This window comes from Gracilimonas tropica DSM 19535 (assembly GCF_000375425.1).
GTDB classification, from domain to species: domain Bacteria; phylum Bacteroidota; class Rhodothermia; order Balneolales; family Balneolaceae; genus Gracilimonas; species Gracilimonas tropica.
Window position 1 is genome coordinate 389,367 of sequence record NZ_AQXG01000001.1, and the last position, 14,630, is coordinate 403,996.

The window sequence follows — 14,630 nt, forward strand, 5'->3', positions numbered from 1 at the left end:
TCCTCAAGAATTGTAAAGTTCTCGTTAGATTGAGTTGCTTATTTAGTTAACGGTACTCCATAAAAGTTCATAAAGGGTTTGGGAAAGGATGATCGTAATTCTTTGCAGTTGCATTATCCACGACTAACCATTTCCCAATAACTTAGGTCTATTAACCGCCCACCAACTTCAACCCAATCCTTCCACGCTCAAGATCCAGCGAGATGATCTCCAGGCTCAGAATATCGCCTACACTCACCACATCATGAGGATCTTCCACTTTCTTTTTGTCGCTCATGTTGGAGATGTGCAGCAGGCCATCCTGCTTTACGCCGATATCTACGAAAGCACCGAAATCGACTACGTTACGGACGGTTCCTTCAAGCTGCTGACCTTCTTTCAGGTCTTCCATTTTCATCACATCGGTTCTGAGCAATGGTTTTGGAAGAGATTCACGAGGATCACGACCGGGCTTCTGCAAGTTTTCAATGATAAGCTCCAGCGTTGGAACGCCGACGCCAATTTGCTCAGCCGTTTCTTTCAGGTTCACATTGCTGAACTTGGATGCGATCTTGTCTTTTTCTTCAGAAAGATTCTCCAGATTTATGCCAAACAGATTACACAGCTTTTCTGCAGCCTCATAACTTTCTGGGTGAATGGCGGTATTATCCAAGGGGTTTTTGGACTCGGGGATACGCATGAATCCGGCGGCCTGCTGGAAACGGAAATCGCCCACGCCCTCGATATCTTTGATCTGATTTCGATCCACGAAAATGCCTTTTTCCTCTCGGTGTTTTACAATATTCTGTGCAACCCGCTTGCTCAATCCGGAAATATGAGATAACAATGGAGCCGAAGCGGTATTCAAATTCACACCCACTTCGTTCACACAGCTTTCCACTACATCATCCAGTTTGCCGGATAGCTGGTTTTGATTGACATCATGCTGATACAACCCAACTCCGATCGATTTCGGATCGATCTTCACCAACTCGGCCAGCGGATCCTGAACTCGTCGGGCAATGGAGATATTACCACGCTGAGCGGCCTCCAGGTCAGGAAACTCTTCCCGTGCGACTTTTGATGCCGAGTACACCGAAGCTCCGGCTTCATTCACAATGAGATAGTGCAGTTCTTCATCAGGATGTTTCTCTTTTCGCTTCTGAAGAAATTCGGCCACAATTTGCTCGGTCTCACGACTTGCCGTTCCGTTTCCGATAGCGATCAGCTCCACGCCATACTTATCGATATACTGCTCAAAAACCACTTCGGCTTCCGCCACTTTATTTTGCGGGGGAGTGGGATAGGTGGTGGTTCCTTCCAGGTATTTCCCATGCTGATCTACAACGGCCACTTTACATCCGCTTCGAAAAGCGGGATCAATGCCCATTACCACTTTCTTATCCAAAGGAGGCTGCATCAGCAAATTACCGAGATTGGTGGCGAAGGTCTCTATGGCGTGCGCATCGGCTTTGTCGGTGAGTTCGCTGCGGAGTTCTCGTTCCAGGGAAGGAAAGAGGAGGCGTTTGTAGGCATCTTCAACGGCATCCTGCAGATATTCGGTGAAGATACTGAGATCGTTGGTGATCACTTTATCATCAATATTTTCCAGCGTACGTTCTTCCCAAAGATCCACATTCACAAACAGCACATTTTCCCGTTCACCCCGATTGATAGCCAGGATCTGATATGGCTTCAGCTTGTCCACTTTAGACGAAAACTCATAGTAATCCTCAAAATTGGTCCGCTCTTTTACGGTAGGGTTTTTCTTGGTGACGATATTCGCATGCTTCGAAAATACATCGCGCAGCATATCCCGAACTTCCAGGCTTTCGTTGATCCATTCAGCTACAATGTCGGTGGCACCGTCAAAAGCATCTTCCACCGTTTCCACTTCATTTTCCGGGTTGATGTACTCCCTGGCATATTCCTCCGGATCGCCGGATGTGATCTCTTGTTCCCAGATCAGCTTCGCAAGAGGTTCCAGCCCTTTTTCCTTGGCTTTGTCGCCGCGGGTTTTGCGCTTTTGTTTGTAGGGGAGATAGATATCCTCCAGCGTCTTCAGGTCGGTGCAGTTGATGATCTGCTCTTCCAGCTCATCGGTTAGCTTATCCTGCTCTTTGATGGATTTGAGGATAGTTTCCTTTCGGGCTTCGAGCGTGCGCTGGGTTTCGAGCCCGTCGCGAATGGCCCGGATCTGTTCTTCATCAAGCCCGTCGGTGGCCTCTTTTCGGTATCGGGCCAAAAAAGGAACCGTGGCACCCTCATCCAGAAATTTGGCTACGGTGCTGATCTGTTTGCTGCTAAAATTAAGTTGAGATGCTAAAAAACTGAAAATCTTGGTATCGCTCATTGATGATAATTGGTTCAAAAAAATCGGACGGTGAAAATAAGAAGGGCAGAGGGAAATATTGAATTTTAAATGAGGAAATTTTGGACTGATGATATCAACATTAGAATGGAGCGCGGATAACACTGATAGGGCGGATTGCTTCGGATGTTGAATTGGAGGTTATATTAATAAGTCTAAGACTGTTTTCTAAAAACCTGGTCTATTTAACGGACTTGACTCCTTTTCTCATCGTTCAGAAAATACATTGCAAAATTTCATTAAATCTTCATATACGCTCAAAAATAGTTTTCGTTTAAGTAGCTAATTTAAAATATTTTGAGTGCGTAAAATTTTGTGAATTTTCTTCATTTTTTCTTCATGATTGATGAAGATCTTGGTATCGAATTAATCAACCAAATGATTGTTTCTAACAAAAAAACCAATGAGGTCGAACATGTATAAATTCATAACCACTCTGATATTGACTTTTAGTGCCGTTACTGTTTTAGCGCAAAGCTACAGTATCGTTCAGGAAGAAAGCGAAATGATGGTCATCGGTACGTCTAACGTTCACGACTGGGAAGCTCCTGCCGAGGAATTTTCCGGTGCTGCAGAAATAGAAGTAGCAGATGATTCCCTCGTAACCATCTCATCTCTTAATTTTACCGTCATCGCCAAAGAAATTAACAGCGGTAAGGGCGGTATGGACAGTCGTATTGATGATGCCCTGAAGGTGAAGAAAAACCCTGAAATCTCATATGTATTGTCCGAGATAAATGAAGTTAAGAACGGCGCATTGATCGCCAGCGGTAAACTTACCATAGCAGGGGTAACTAAGGATGTCCAGATGGAGGTTAACTACGAACTCCAGGAAGACGGGTCCGTCCTATTTGAAGGAACTCAAACTATAAACATGGTGGATTACGATGTATCACCTCCAACTGCGATGTTCGGAACTATTAAAGCCGGCGAAAAAGTGGATGTGAAATTCAACGTTAAATTCGCTCAATAAAACCTTTTAAATCAAACACTAAACAACCTAAATCCTAAGGTCATGAAAACTCAAGCCAAATATATCACAACCTTACTTATGGCATTACTCATTGGGGGCGCCTCGGCTTATGCCCAGCAATCCCGTGATTTACAATACTTCAGATCCCCTGACAAAGCCGGACTGAATGTATTCGAAACCCCAAAAACTACTGACGTTGAATTCGACGGATTGGTAGTACGTGTGGGAGGCGATTTCGCCCTCCAGTTCCAGGGTATTTCTCAAGAAAACTCCGGCGATTCTTTAGCCGATCTTGGAAATAACTTTAACCTGCCTACTGCAAACCTTAATCTGGATGTTCAGCTTTATGATGGGCTGAGAATGCACCTCAGAACCTATCTGTCTTCTCGTCACCACACTGAAGCGTACGTGAAAGGCGGTTATATGCAAGTGGATAAGCTTGACTTTATTCAAGAGGACTTCCTTGCAGACCTGATGGACATGGTTACTATTAAAGTAGGTATGGATGAGATCAACTATGGTGATGCGCACTTCCGTCGTTCAGACAACGCTGCTGCTCTGTACAATCCTTTTGTAGGTAATTACCTGATGGATAACTTCACCACTGAGCCTTTTGCTGAAGTAACTGTTCAAAACAATGGAATCCTTGCAGTAATCGGTGCCACTAACGGACGTTTGAACCAAAGTGTGACTTCAAGTGATGAAGGTATGGTAGTTTACGGTAAAGTTGGTTATGACAAACAACTGAACGAAGACCTTCGTGTGCGACTAACCGGTTCTTTCTACAACAGTACTGATGGTAATACTCGCGACTACATCTTCGGTGGTGACCGTGCCGGTGGACGTTACTACGCTGTTATGGAAGGTGGCGACTTCTCAGGTCGTTTCAATCCTGGATTCTCTTCTCACACTGCTTTCCAGATCAACCCTTTCGTGAAATTCCAGGGCCTTGAATTCTTCGGAGTCTACGAAATGACAAGCAATAACAGAGATGCCGGTGGTTCTTTCACTCAGTTAGGTGCAGAAGCCCTTTACAGATTCGGAGTGGATGAAAACATTTACTTGGGTGGCCGATACAACCTTGTAACCGGTGAAAGTTTTGAAGACGGACCTACTCGTGATATCAGCAGAATAAACGTAGGCGGTGGCTGGTTCATGACCGACAATGTGCTCACTAAACTTGAGTATGTAAAACAATCTTACAGTGGAGATGGCTGGAATGGCTCTCTTTACGAAGGTGGCGAATTTAGCGGAATCATGTTAGAAGCTGTAATTAGCTTCTAATATACCGACCTCATAGGAAGGGGGCGAGTTGTGAAAGGCTCGTCCCTTTTTTTACGAGTTGGTATCAAAAAACCATCTGTTTAAAAGCGGATGGTTTTTTTGTTTTTGGGAAATTGATATACAATCCTCGCAACTCAGCGGTTCATCAGCGAGCCTCTGCGAGAAAAGGAATGCCGGAATAGGGTAGATGGAGGGAATTAGGCTTTTCGGTTTCGCGCGGATTTTCGCGGAGTAGGGCGCAGTGTTTCGCAGAGTTCAATAGCTGGTTGAGACATGGTTGACTCAGCGCAACTCAGCGGTTCAGCAGCGAGTCTCTGCGAGAAAAGGAATGCCGGTAATAGGGTAGATGGAGGGAATCAGGCCTTTTGGTTTTACGCGGAGTAAGGTGCAGCGTTCCGAGAGGATGAATTTTATAATTGAATTACCAGATCAAATTGTACTTCCAGTTCGTCGCTTACTTGTATAAGGCCAAACATGGGGGCGGGAGGAGTGAGGCCAAAATCGGTCATGCGCAACACTTTACTGCCACCCACAAGAACGGAATTTTCACGGCTTTCAAATGCATTCAGCGGAACATCATATTTTTGTTCCTCACCGGCAATGATGATCGTCACTTTGGCTGTAGTAGGTATGATGTCTTCCTGGTTCTCCAGCACCAGCTCATTCAAAATAATATTGATGAATGGATGCTCTTTATATTTAAGTGTACTTCTGAAATCGCGATTGATCGCTTTCTTCCCACAATCAAATTTAGACACTTCCAAAGACAGTGCTACACCATCTACGTTTACCGTATCCCCATGCAAGTGATAGGAGAAATCCATGGGATCTTGCTGGAGCTCATGTTCCGATTGGCAGCGGAAATCATTTACATTTGATTTTCCATTAATGCTTAACTTACTCTCGTTGCTCAATTGTACTTTACCATTTTGAGCGTGACCAAGCACAGGAACGGCACATAAAGCCGGAATCAGTAATTTTGGTATAATTTTTTTCATGCTCATAGTTTAGAGGAAAAGTACGTCTGTAGTTTGAATTTTTTATGAATAAAACGATCATATGATACAAGAATTATTACAAGCCGCCACCGAAATTGCAAAGATCGGCGGACATCATACCCTAAAATATTTTCAACAAGAGATCGATATCATTTCCAAAGCGGATGACTCTCCGGTTACCATAGCCGATAAAGAGACCGAAAAGGTTATGCGTGCCGAAATACAAAAACGATTCCCTGAACATGGGATCATCGGGGAGGAGTTCGGGAAGACTAATCCCGACAGTAACATACAATGGATTCTTGACCCCATTGATGGAACAAAATCCTTTATTCACGGAGTTCCTTTTTATACCACTTTGATCGGTGTGCTTGTAGATAACGAACCTCAGGTGGGAATTATTTATGCACCTGCACTTGAAGAACTCTGTGCCGCTGCCATTGGCCACGGAGCTACCTTGAATGGAGAACCCTGTAAAGTACGAGACACCAAAACGCTTGAAGAAGCTACTTTTTTAGTTACTGAGATCGATCGGTTTAGAGAAATGGGGCAACAGGACTTGTTTTTGGAACTTCTGTCTAAAACTAAAATACACAGAACATGGGGAGATGCTTACGGTCATATGATGGTTGCGACCGGCCGGGCTGATCTGATGTACGATCCGGAACTAAACATTTGGGATGCGGCGGCTTTATTACCTGTAGTGAAAGAATCCGGAGGCGTATTCAGCGACACCCATGGAAAGCAAACCATTCATTCAGGAAACGGGTACTCTACCAATAAAAACCTGTTTCCACTCGTACAAGAAATCATGGAAAAGCACTTTAAGTAATGAAGAAAGAATATTATCTGATACTTATTTTATTTTTTGCAGGCTTTTGTACCGGGATTGTTGCTCAACCTTATGCAGATGGCATGTGGAAATATGAAGCTTACCCGGACCTGCCATTTCAGCTTAAACAGGTTGATTTGGAACTATCAGTTGTTCCTGAAGCTCCTTCAATTAAAGCGAGTGCGGTTTACACAATCCGGTCCCGAAGGCCGGGACTTACTTCAGTGGTTTTTAATACTTCCGATCTTGATATCCGGGGAATAACCTTTGGGCAGGAGCCGGCAGAATTTCGCATAACCAACGATTCATTGATCATTGAACTTCCTGATACTTTACACTTTGGAAGTGAAACAGAAATGAAGATCGATTGGGAAAGCTCTTCACCCTACGGCATTAATAAGGACGTATATGGAAATATCTGGACATCTCTGAACCCCCAAATGCAAAACCACTGGATTCCCATTCCTGATCATCCGGAAGTTGAAAGTAAAGTACGTGCCGTTATCACTATTCCCGCAGACAAAGAAGTGGTGTTTACCGGCGAAAGAACTTCAGATGAGATCACTTCAACAAACGAAAGAAAAGTAAGTTGGTCCACCGAAACTCCGGTACCACTTATTGGGATAAGCCTTGCCATCGGTAATTTTGATCATGAAACAGCCCGTTCGGGTGTAAAAGAAGTTTCCTTGTGGACTCCGGAAAATGGGTTGATAGATGAGGTTCGCAGCGGATTGCTTGAGGTGGCCGTAGAGAGCATCAAAACGTATGAACAGGAACTTGAGTTTGAATTTCCTTTTGAAAATTTGCACGTCGTGGTGTTGCCTGATCATCATTGGGAGGAAATTCAGACAGGAGCCGGTGTGGTGTATTTGTATCAGAATTTGGGTTCTCTCAGAACTCAATTGCAAAGAGGAATAGCGGCTCAGTGGTTCGGCAATTACCACCGGTATCTGACGCCTATTGATCGTCGGTACGAATTCATGAAAGCCTTGGTAAGCGGTTCATCCCAAAATAGAAAACTGGCGGAAAATACCGGCCTCCGTTCTATCGATCACTGGAACAGTTTGCAAGGTACACATGCTTTAAAGGAAGAAAATTTTCAAAAAAGGATTATTGAAGGCTCGCTTCCTGAACTCCTTCAACAATATAAAGGAGTAACCGGCTGGGAAGACTATTCTGATTTTTGGTATGATGAAGTCGGAAAATTCTGGTATGATATTGCCATTGGAGCCGAGCAAGGTGCTTCACCTGACGATACTCCGGTTACATACCGGGTTGAATATCTGTATGATGAGATGGATAGCCGGCTTTCTCTGGCATTTGAGGCTGTGGGGAATCCGGTAACTTCTCTTGTTGATATTCGCACCACTGAATATGGGTTCTCTGATACCACAAGATCAGAACTTTCATTTACCGGAGACCGGGATACGGTAAATGTTGATATATCGTCAGGGACGGAGTACGTGACATTGAATGTTATCTCTGATCAGAATATCATTCTTCAGGAAGAAAAGCCGTTCATGTTCCTGATTCGTCAGCTTAGAAACACATCACCTGACGTTCAGATACAGGCCGCAGAACAGCTTCGGTCTTTCACGGATAATCCCGATGTACAGTTGGCCATACAGGATATTCTTCGGGATGAAGAAAATGTGGAAGTCAGGGCTGCTTTATTGGAAACTTTGGCTACTTTGACAAAAGGGGCCACGGGAACCGAGGAGACATTTTTAGCCGGTTTGAATTCCGATAATCAGGCGATACGTCTTTCGTCCATTCGTTCACTGGTGAATTATCCCGAGAATGAAAGAGTGAGGAATGCCCTTCGAAATACCATGTTGCGCAGCGAACAGGATACGGTCTTTAAAACAGCTTTGCGTTCTTATCAGCAGCTTTCTACTGCTGAAGATATTCGTGGAATCACAGAGCGTCTTGCTCAAAATGATCAACACCACCGGGCAATATCTGCACTCGAAATTGCGATAGCTAAAGACTCAACCCGCGAATCTATTTCCATTGCCGACCGATATGCCCTGGGTAATTATCCATATGAGATCAGAACTCAGGCACTGGATTTGCTTATCCAATATGAAGAAAATGAAGCTTATTGGGAGCAGACCATGGCTATGCTGTTGGAAGACCGTGATGCCCGCATTCGTTTTCAAGCATTAAATGCCATTCAGCATCTTTCCTCTAAAACCACAGTAGAGTTGATGCGGGAACGACTGAATGAAGAAATGGATCCAAGGGTCAGGGCCAAGATCAGAAGAATTCTTTAAGCATAGAGTTTTGATCCGGTTGTATAAAAAAGGCAGAAGTAATTTACTTCTGCCTTTTTGTATTCTATAGCTTTCAAAAGAGAAGAAGGGATTAGCCCTGCTTCACCCATTTGGCAAGTTCTTTGAAAGAAGGCTTTTTGCCGTACATAAGAATGCCAACCCGGTAGATCTTGGCGGCCAGCCACATGGTTCCAAGGAAGGTGAATATCATCAATATCACTGATAATATGATTTGCCAAAGCGGAACGGATGTTGAAGCGATTCTCGAAATCATATTAATAGGAGCCGTAAGCGGAAACAGCGATACAAAAGTAGAAAGGGTGGAATCGGGTGCTTCCATCACTTTGGTGTTGAGCATGTAACCGGCAAAAATTGGGAGTCCTACCGGCAGCATAAATTGCTGTGAATCCTGCTCTGTTTCTACTGCGGCACCAATAGCTGCAAAAATGGCACTGTAGATCAGGAAACCGAGTAAAAAGAAGAGAATGAAATAGACAAAGATAACCGGCTCCACCACAAAGTTATTCAGTGTACTGGGATCAAAGGTGGAAGCGGCTTCGGATGCACCTCCGGGAATGGAATTCATCTGGGCTTCCATGATCATTCCAGCGATTGGAGCGGCTGCGATCGAGATCCCGGAATACAGAACGATCCATATCACAAACTGCGTAAGCGCAATACTTAACACTCCAAACAGCTTACCAAACATTAATTCGATGGGTTTCACAGAGCTTGCAATGACTTCCAGCACGCGATTGGTTTTTTCTTCGATCACGCTGCGCATTAGCCAGGCTCCGTAGAAGAAAATCCCAAAGAAGATCATCAACCCTAAAATAAATCCGAGCAGAGAGGCAACGATGGTATTGTCTTCGGCTTCTCCTTCTTCGGTTAATTTTATGGCTTCAAGTCCGGTTCGGGTTTCAAAGATATCGCGCACTTCCTGGGAAACATTAGCCCGCTCCAGTTGAGCTTCCCGAACGGCATCCCGAAGATCTCCCCGGATGGCCGAAATAAAGGAAATCCCACCAGATCCGCCGTGCACCAAAGTCGGGCTTTTGCCTTGAACGAGAACAGAATCTGTGAGAACTATAAATCCATCCAGGTCGCCATCCAATACATCCGATCTGAGTGAATCTACCGGTTCTGAGGATACATCAAGATATCGGGTTTGGTTGAGCTCTATGAGCCGCTCCACCAACACGCCGGTTTCATCGTGTATACCGATCTGTTTTTCTACTTCCGTTTCTGAAATACTGATGAAAACAATGATCGCTATGAATGCGACGAAAGCAAGAGGGGTGAGGGCGGTCACCAGAATGAAAGATTTACTTTTTACGCGGGTTAAGTATTCGCGTTTTAATACAAGCCAGATTTTTTGAAAACTCATTATTGGATCTCCGCTTTTTTGATGTTGTCTTCTCCCACCGTGGAGATGAAAATTTCTGTTAGTGAAGGTTCAATTCGTTCAAATTTATGGATCTCGGCATGATCCATGGCCAGCTTCAGGATATCCTGCATATTCTGTCCGTTTAGAACTCGAATTTCGGCAAAATTAGTAGACCGGTTATTAATGCGCACATCCTCCAATGTATCCAGGAAAGACCCGTCGCCGTCGAATTCCAGGTTAATGGTGTTCTTGCCAAATGAGGCTTTGATCTCCCGCAGGTTCCCTGTCAGTACCGCTTGACCCTGATTAAACAGGCAAATATCATCACACATCTGTTCTACCTGTTCCATTCGGTGTGTTGAAAAGAGTACCGTTTTGCCCTGGTCGCGAAGTTCGATGATGATCTCTTTCAGGGTTTCACTGTTGATGGGATCGAGGCCACTGAAGGGTTCATCAAAAATATATATATCCGGTTCGTGGGCGATGGTGGCGATGAACTGAATTTTTTGGGACATCCCTTTGGAAAGCTCACTGATCTCTTTCTGTTTCCAATCCGAGGCATCAAAACGATCAAGCCAATAATTTATGGCCTCTTTGGCTTTTTTTGAATCCATCCCTTTTAGTTGCGTAAGGTACATCAACTGATCAAATACCTTCATCTTCTTGTAAAGTCCACGCTCTTCCGGCATATATCCAATTACCTTTTGGGTTTCCGGGCTGGCTACATTCCCATTGATGGTGATCTCCCCTGAATCGGGAGAAAGGATGTAGTTGATCATTCGAATGGTCGTGGTTTTTCCTGCTCCGTTGGGACCAAGTAAACCAAATATTCGCCCCTTATTTACCTCGAAACTTACATCGTTCACAGCCTTTGTTTTACCAAAGTGCTTGCGAACGTTCTTAACTTCTATAATTGCCATATGTTTTTTTGTTTTTGGTAGGTGATAAAGTGGTTCGATATCTGAGCAAAATGCTCTGGTAGACTTAAAATATAGTACCGGTTTTAATTTCTTTTGAAAACATTCATTAAGTCATCAAATTACCACTATTTCTTTTGGAAGATGTTCAAACTTTTCTTATTTCCCATATTAAGAATTGATAACGATTTAGACTAAAATAGGTTGCAAATTCGATGCATATTATTCATCTGAGTGCAGAATGTTATCCTGCGGCAAAAGCAGGAGGGTTGGCAGATGTGGTTGGTTCGCTTCCAAAGTATCTTAACCAACTCGGGCAGCGGTGTGAAGTGGTGATTCCCAAATATGATAACCATTGGATTGCAGCACAAACGTTCGAAACGATCTTTGACGGTGCCTTTTCGATGGGATCGGAGCAGGTTAAATTTTCCATCCAAAGGATGAAGGATGACAAACTGGGATTCCCGTTTTATGTGCTAGACATCCCCGGCCGGTTCGATCGCCCGGGTATTTATATCGATCCGTGGTCAGGGCATGGGTACTGGGACGAACTCGAACGATTCGTGAGTTTTCAGATCGCTGCTTTGGAATGGATGAAAGCAGAAAACCTGCGCCCCGATATCATCCACTGTCACGATCATCATACCGGGTTGGTCCCATTCATGCTATCGCAATGCAACCGGTATCGGAGTATGGCTGATATCCCGACCGTTCTCACGGTGCATAATGCGGAATATCATGGAGAACATGATCTTGAAAACTTTAAGTTATTACCGGCATTCAATATTGATAATATTGGGCTTTTAGATTGGAACGGCCGGTTGAATTCACTTGCAGCGGGATTGAAATGTGCCTGGAAGATCTCGACTGTTTCAAATACGTACATGGATGAACTTGCTGAAAACAGCAACGGCTTAGAATTGCTATTTAAGGAGGAGAGGAAGAAATCGACCGGAATTGTGAATGGGATCGATACGGAAGTGTGGGACCCTGCTACGGATGAGCTGCTTGAATTCAATTTTAGTTACAAAGACCGAAAAAAGGGTAAACAGAAGAACAAAGAATATTTATGTAAGCAGTTCGATCTGGATCCTGAACTACCAACCATCTCATTCATTGGGCGGCTTGTTCGCGAGAAAGGCGCCGATCTGCTTCCCGATCTTTTCAAACAGATCATATACTCCGAAAGTGAGGTTAATTTTATTTTATTGGGTACTGGAGATCCGCAGTTGCACCAGATCTTTGCCCGTATGGAAAGTGATCATATGGGGTATTTTGATGCTACGCTGGAGTACAATGAGCAACTGGCTCATCAAATGTATGCCGGTTCCGATTTTATTTTGATGCCTTCAAGGGTTGAACCCTGCGGTTTGAACCAAATGTTTGCTATGCGTTACGGAACGGTTCCCATTGTACGTTCCGTTGGGGGATTAAAGGATACCGTCGTTGATATTTCTAAGGAGGGCGGATATGGGATCACATTCAATGATTTTAGTCTTGAAGCCGCCTCTGAAGGCATAAGCAGGGCTGTTGAGCTTTACAAAGATCAAAAAATTTACCCGGAAGTTTTAAGTAAGATCATGAAGCTGGATTTTTCCTGGAAACGTTCTGCCCGGGAATATATAGACATGTATAAAGGGTTAACACAAAAATGAGTCAATCATTATGAAAACATCATCTGTCATTGCTGTTATTTTAGGGGGAGGAAGAGGTACAAGGCTTTTTCCATTAACAGATCATCGGTCGAAGCCGGCCGTACCCGTAGCCGGTAAATACCGCTTGGTAGATATCCCCATATCGAACTGCCTGAATTCGGATATTCGCAGAATTTATGTACTTACCCAATTCAATTCAGCCTCACTGAACCGTCACATTAAAAATACATACAACTTTGATGTGTTCAGCAGCGGTTTTGTGGATATTTTGGCTGCCGAGCAAACACCGGATAACACCGGTTGGTTTCAGGGAACGGCAGATGCGGTTCGGCAATCCATCCATCATATGGAAAATCATGAACATGACCACGTGTTGATCCTTTCCGGTGACCAGCTGTATCAGATGAATTATCAAAAAATGCTGGACCGACACAAAGAGAATGGCGCCGACCTGACGGTTGCAACTATACCGGTGAATGCGCAGGATGCCACAGGATTCGGGATCATGAAAACGAACAAGGAAGGAACGATTGAGAGCTTTGTTGAAAAACCCTCTATGGACGAACTGGAAAAATGGAAATCCGATGTCCCGGAGAAATTCAGTTCACAGGGAAAAGATTATCTCGCTTCCATGGGGATCTACATTTTCAACAGGGAAGTGCTTAAGGATCTGTTTGATGAAAATCCCGATGCTACTGATTTTGGCAAGGAGTTGATCCCCAAATGCGTGGAAGGTGATCAGAAAGTATGCAGTTATGAATTCGGGGATTATTGGACCGATATCGGAACCATTGAATCGTTCTTTGAAGCCAATCTTTCGCTGGCAGATACGGTACCCGAGTTTAACTTGTACGATAATCAGAACTTTATCTACACACGAGCCCGCCTGCTTCCTCCCTCAAAATTGATGGGTACTACATTAGAACATGCATTGGTGTCGGAGGGGTGTATTGTAGAAGCAAGCCGGTTGGTCAGGTCTGTGATAGGTATCCGGTCGAGGATCGGAAAAGGAACCACCGTAGAGTATTCCATAGTAATGGGTAATGATATTTTCCAGGATCGTGAAGTGATCGAAAAAGCCGATGCGGAAAACCCATCCATGGGAATAGGGCAGCGTTGCTATATCAGCAATTGCATTATCGACAAAAATGTATGCATCGGAAATGATGTTCGCATTGTAGGAGGGAAGCACCTCGAAGACGGAGACCACAAATATCACTATGTGCGGGACGGGATCATTATCGTGAAAAAAGGCACTGTGATACCGGACGGCACCATCATTTAGAAGATCCTTCCTCTAAATAACGATTGATCCTTTCGATCATAGAGCCATCCTGGAAATATTTGTATAGATCTGCTCCAGGACATACGGTTTGATCCGAGTAATCTTTGTGGGTCGCGATTTTATCCGTGGGGATATCATATTGTTCAGCCAGCCAGGCGGTTAAATGAGCAAGTGACTCTAACTGCTTTTCGTTGACTTTTTGTACTTCATAGTTACCCAGCACCTGTATGAGCGCATGTCCGGTAGGATCATATTCTGTATTCGTGTCGCCGGGATATTTTAAAGGACGGTTCTCATAGATCTTTCCATCAAGATCGATGCTGAAATGGTACGGTATATCGATCCAGTTCTTATCATTTTGGCTGAAATTCTGCAGCCCAATCAGTTTTTGAACGGGATCAGCATCTTCAGGCATTTCCACACCCGCATGGTGAATAGTTATGTATTCGATCTCATGTTCTTTGATACTTCCGGTAGGTTCTTTTCCTCCCCATTCTTTCACCGAAATGATATCCGGTTTAGAAACCTGGGCAAAGGCTTGAGGGATACACAGCAACAAGGAAATTGAGAAAACAAGAAGTAAAGATTTCATGAGGAAATGATTTAATCAAAAATTATGGAGATCAAAGTAATGAATTAACAAAATCGATTCAGGAGAATCACCGCAATAAAA

At 44.0% G+C, this 14,630-nt stretch carries 11 protein-coding genes; 6 read left to right on the top strand and 5 right to left on the bottom strand.

All coding sequences use genetic code 11. From position 1 onward, the window contains the following. Positions 1-151: 151 nt before the first annotated feature. The gene (locus B151_RS0101765; RefSeq protein WP_020401872.1) at positions 152-2,332 is read right to left on the bottom strand and encodes a Tex family protein; all 2,181 of its coding nucleotides are present in this window, start codon (positions 2,330-2,332) and stop codon (positions 152-154) included. A gap of 433 nt (positions 2,333-2,765) precedes the next feature. Here B151_RS0101765 and B151_RS0101775 point away from each other — a divergent pair, with 433 nt between their 5' ends. Further along, on the top strand, positions 2,766-3,323 hold the full coding sequence (locus B151_RS0101775; protein ID WP_020401873.1) for a YceI family protein: 558 nt from the start codon (positions 2,766-2,768) through the stop codon (positions 3,321-3,323). A gap of 42 nt (positions 3,324-3,365) precedes the next feature. After that, positions 3,366-4,607, top strand: a complete 1,242-nt coding sequence (locus tag B151_RS0101780) for a hypothetical protein (RefSeq protein WP_020401874.1) — start codon at positions 3,366-3,368, stop codon at positions 4,605-4,607. 410 nt (positions 4,608-5,017) lie between these two features. Here the strand turns inward: B151_RS0101780 and B151_RS0101785 are convergent, their stop codons facing one another. Next, on the bottom strand, positions 5,018-5,605 hold the full coding sequence (locus B151_RS0101785; protein ID WP_157470639.1) for a YceI family protein: 588 nt from the start codon (positions 5,603-5,605) through the stop codon (positions 5,018-5,020). Between the two features lie 61 nt (positions 5,606-5,666). On the opposite strand from B151_RS0101785, the gene hisN reads away from it, so the two are divergent. Together hisN and B151_RS0101795 are read left to right on the top strand one after the other, a co-directional pair. Then, entirely contained in the window at positions 5,667-6,437 is a 771-nt protein-coding gene (gene hisN, locus B151_RS0101790) for a histidinol-phosphatase (protein ID WP_020401876.1), read from the top strand. Further along, the gene (locus B151_RS0101795) at positions 6,437-8,713 is read left to right on the top strand and encodes a hypothetical protein (RefSeq protein WP_020401877.1); all 2,277 of its coding nucleotides are present in this window, start codon (positions 6,437-6,439) and stop codon (positions 8,711-8,713) included. Before hisN ends, B151_RS0101795 begins: the two co-directional genes overlap by 1 nt. A gap of 91 nt (positions 8,714-8,804) precedes the next feature. Here the strand turns inward: B151_RS0101795 and B151_RS0101805 are convergent, their stop codons facing one another. Then, entirely contained in the window at positions 8,805-10,100 is a 1,296-nt protein-coding gene (locus B151_RS0101805; RefSeq protein WP_020401879.1) for an ABC transporter permease, read from the bottom strand. Beyond that, on the bottom strand, positions 10,100-11,020 hold the full coding sequence (locus tag B151_RS0101810) for an ABC transporter ATP-binding protein (RefSeq protein WP_020401880.1): 921 nt from the start codon (positions 11,018-11,020) through the stop codon (positions 10,100-10,102). The genes B151_RS0101805 and B151_RS0101810 overlap by 1 nt, the downstream gene beginning before the upstream one ends. 212 nt (positions 11,021-11,232) lie before the next feature. Between B151_RS0101810 and B151_RS0101815 the strand changes: the two genes are divergently transcribed. Continuing rightward, positions 11,233-12,672 (top strand): glycogen synthase, encoded by a 1,440-nt coding sequence (locus tag B151_RS0101815; RefSeq protein ID WP_020401881.1) that lies wholly within the window; start codon positions 11,233-11,235, stop codon positions 12,670-12,672. A gap of 10 nt (positions 12,673-12,682) precedes the next feature. Beyond that, a complete protein-coding gene (locus tag B151_RS0101820) occupies positions 12,683-13,957 on the top strand; it encodes a glucose-1-phosphate adenylyltransferase (RefSeq protein ID WP_020401882.1) in 1,275 nt (424 codons plus the stop codon). On the opposite strand, the gene B151_RS17690 is transcribed toward B151_RS0101820, so the two are convergent. Then, a complete protein-coding gene (locus tag B151_RS17690; RefSeq protein WP_020401883.1) occupies positions 13,950-14,549 on the bottom strand; it encodes a peptidoglycan recognition protein family protein in 600 nt (199 codons plus the stop codon). The two genes, B151_RS0101820 and B151_RS17690, sit on opposite strands and share 8 nt — an antisense overlap. Positions 14,550-14,630 lie beyond the last annotated feature (81 nt).

Bases quoted from the DNA above. Each gene is read 5' to 3' on its own strand.
- B151_RS0101780 (WP_020401874.1), top strand. From the start codon at position 3,366: ATGAAAACTCAAGCCAAATATATCACAACCTTACTTATGGCATTACTC.
- B151_RS17690 (WP_020401883.1), bottom strand. From the start codon at position 14,549: ATGAAATCTTTACTTCTTGTTTTCTCAATTTCCTTGTTGCTGTGTATC.
- B151_RS0101805 (WP_020401879.1), bottom strand. From the start codon at position 10,100: ATGAGTTTTCAAAAAATCTGGCTTGTATTAAAACGCGAATACTTAACC.
- B151_RS0101765 (WP_020401872.1), bottom strand. From the start codon at position 2,332: ATGAGCGATACCAAGATTTTCAGTTTTTTAGCATCTCAACTTAATTTT.
- B151_RS0101810 (WP_020401880.1), bottom strand. From the start codon at position 11,020: ATGGCAATTATAGAAGTTAAGAACGTTCGCAAGCACTTTGGTAAAACA.
- B151_RS0101815 (WP_020401881.1), top strand. From the start codon at position 11,233: ATGCATATTATTCATCTGAGTGCAGAATGTTATCCTGCGGCAAAAGCA.
- B151_RS0101795 (WP_020401877.1), top strand. From the start codon at position 6,437: ATGAAGAAAGAATATTATCTGATACTTATTTTATTTTTTGCAGGCTTT.
- B151_RS0101785 (WP_157470639.1), bottom strand. From the start codon at position 5,605: ATGAAAAAAATTATACCAAAATTACTGATTCCGGCTTTATGTGCCGTT.
- hisN (WP_020401876.1), top strand. From the start codon at position 5,667: ATGATACAAGAATTATTACAAGCCGCCACCGAAATTGCAAAGATCGGC.
- B151_RS0101775 (WP_020401873.1), top strand. From the start codon at position 2,766: ATGTATAAATTCATAACCACTCTGATATTGACTTTTAGTGCCGTTACT.
- B151_RS0101820 (WP_020401882.1), top strand. From the start codon at position 12,683: ATGAAAACATCATCTGTCATTGCTGTTATTTTAGGGGGAGGAAGAGGT.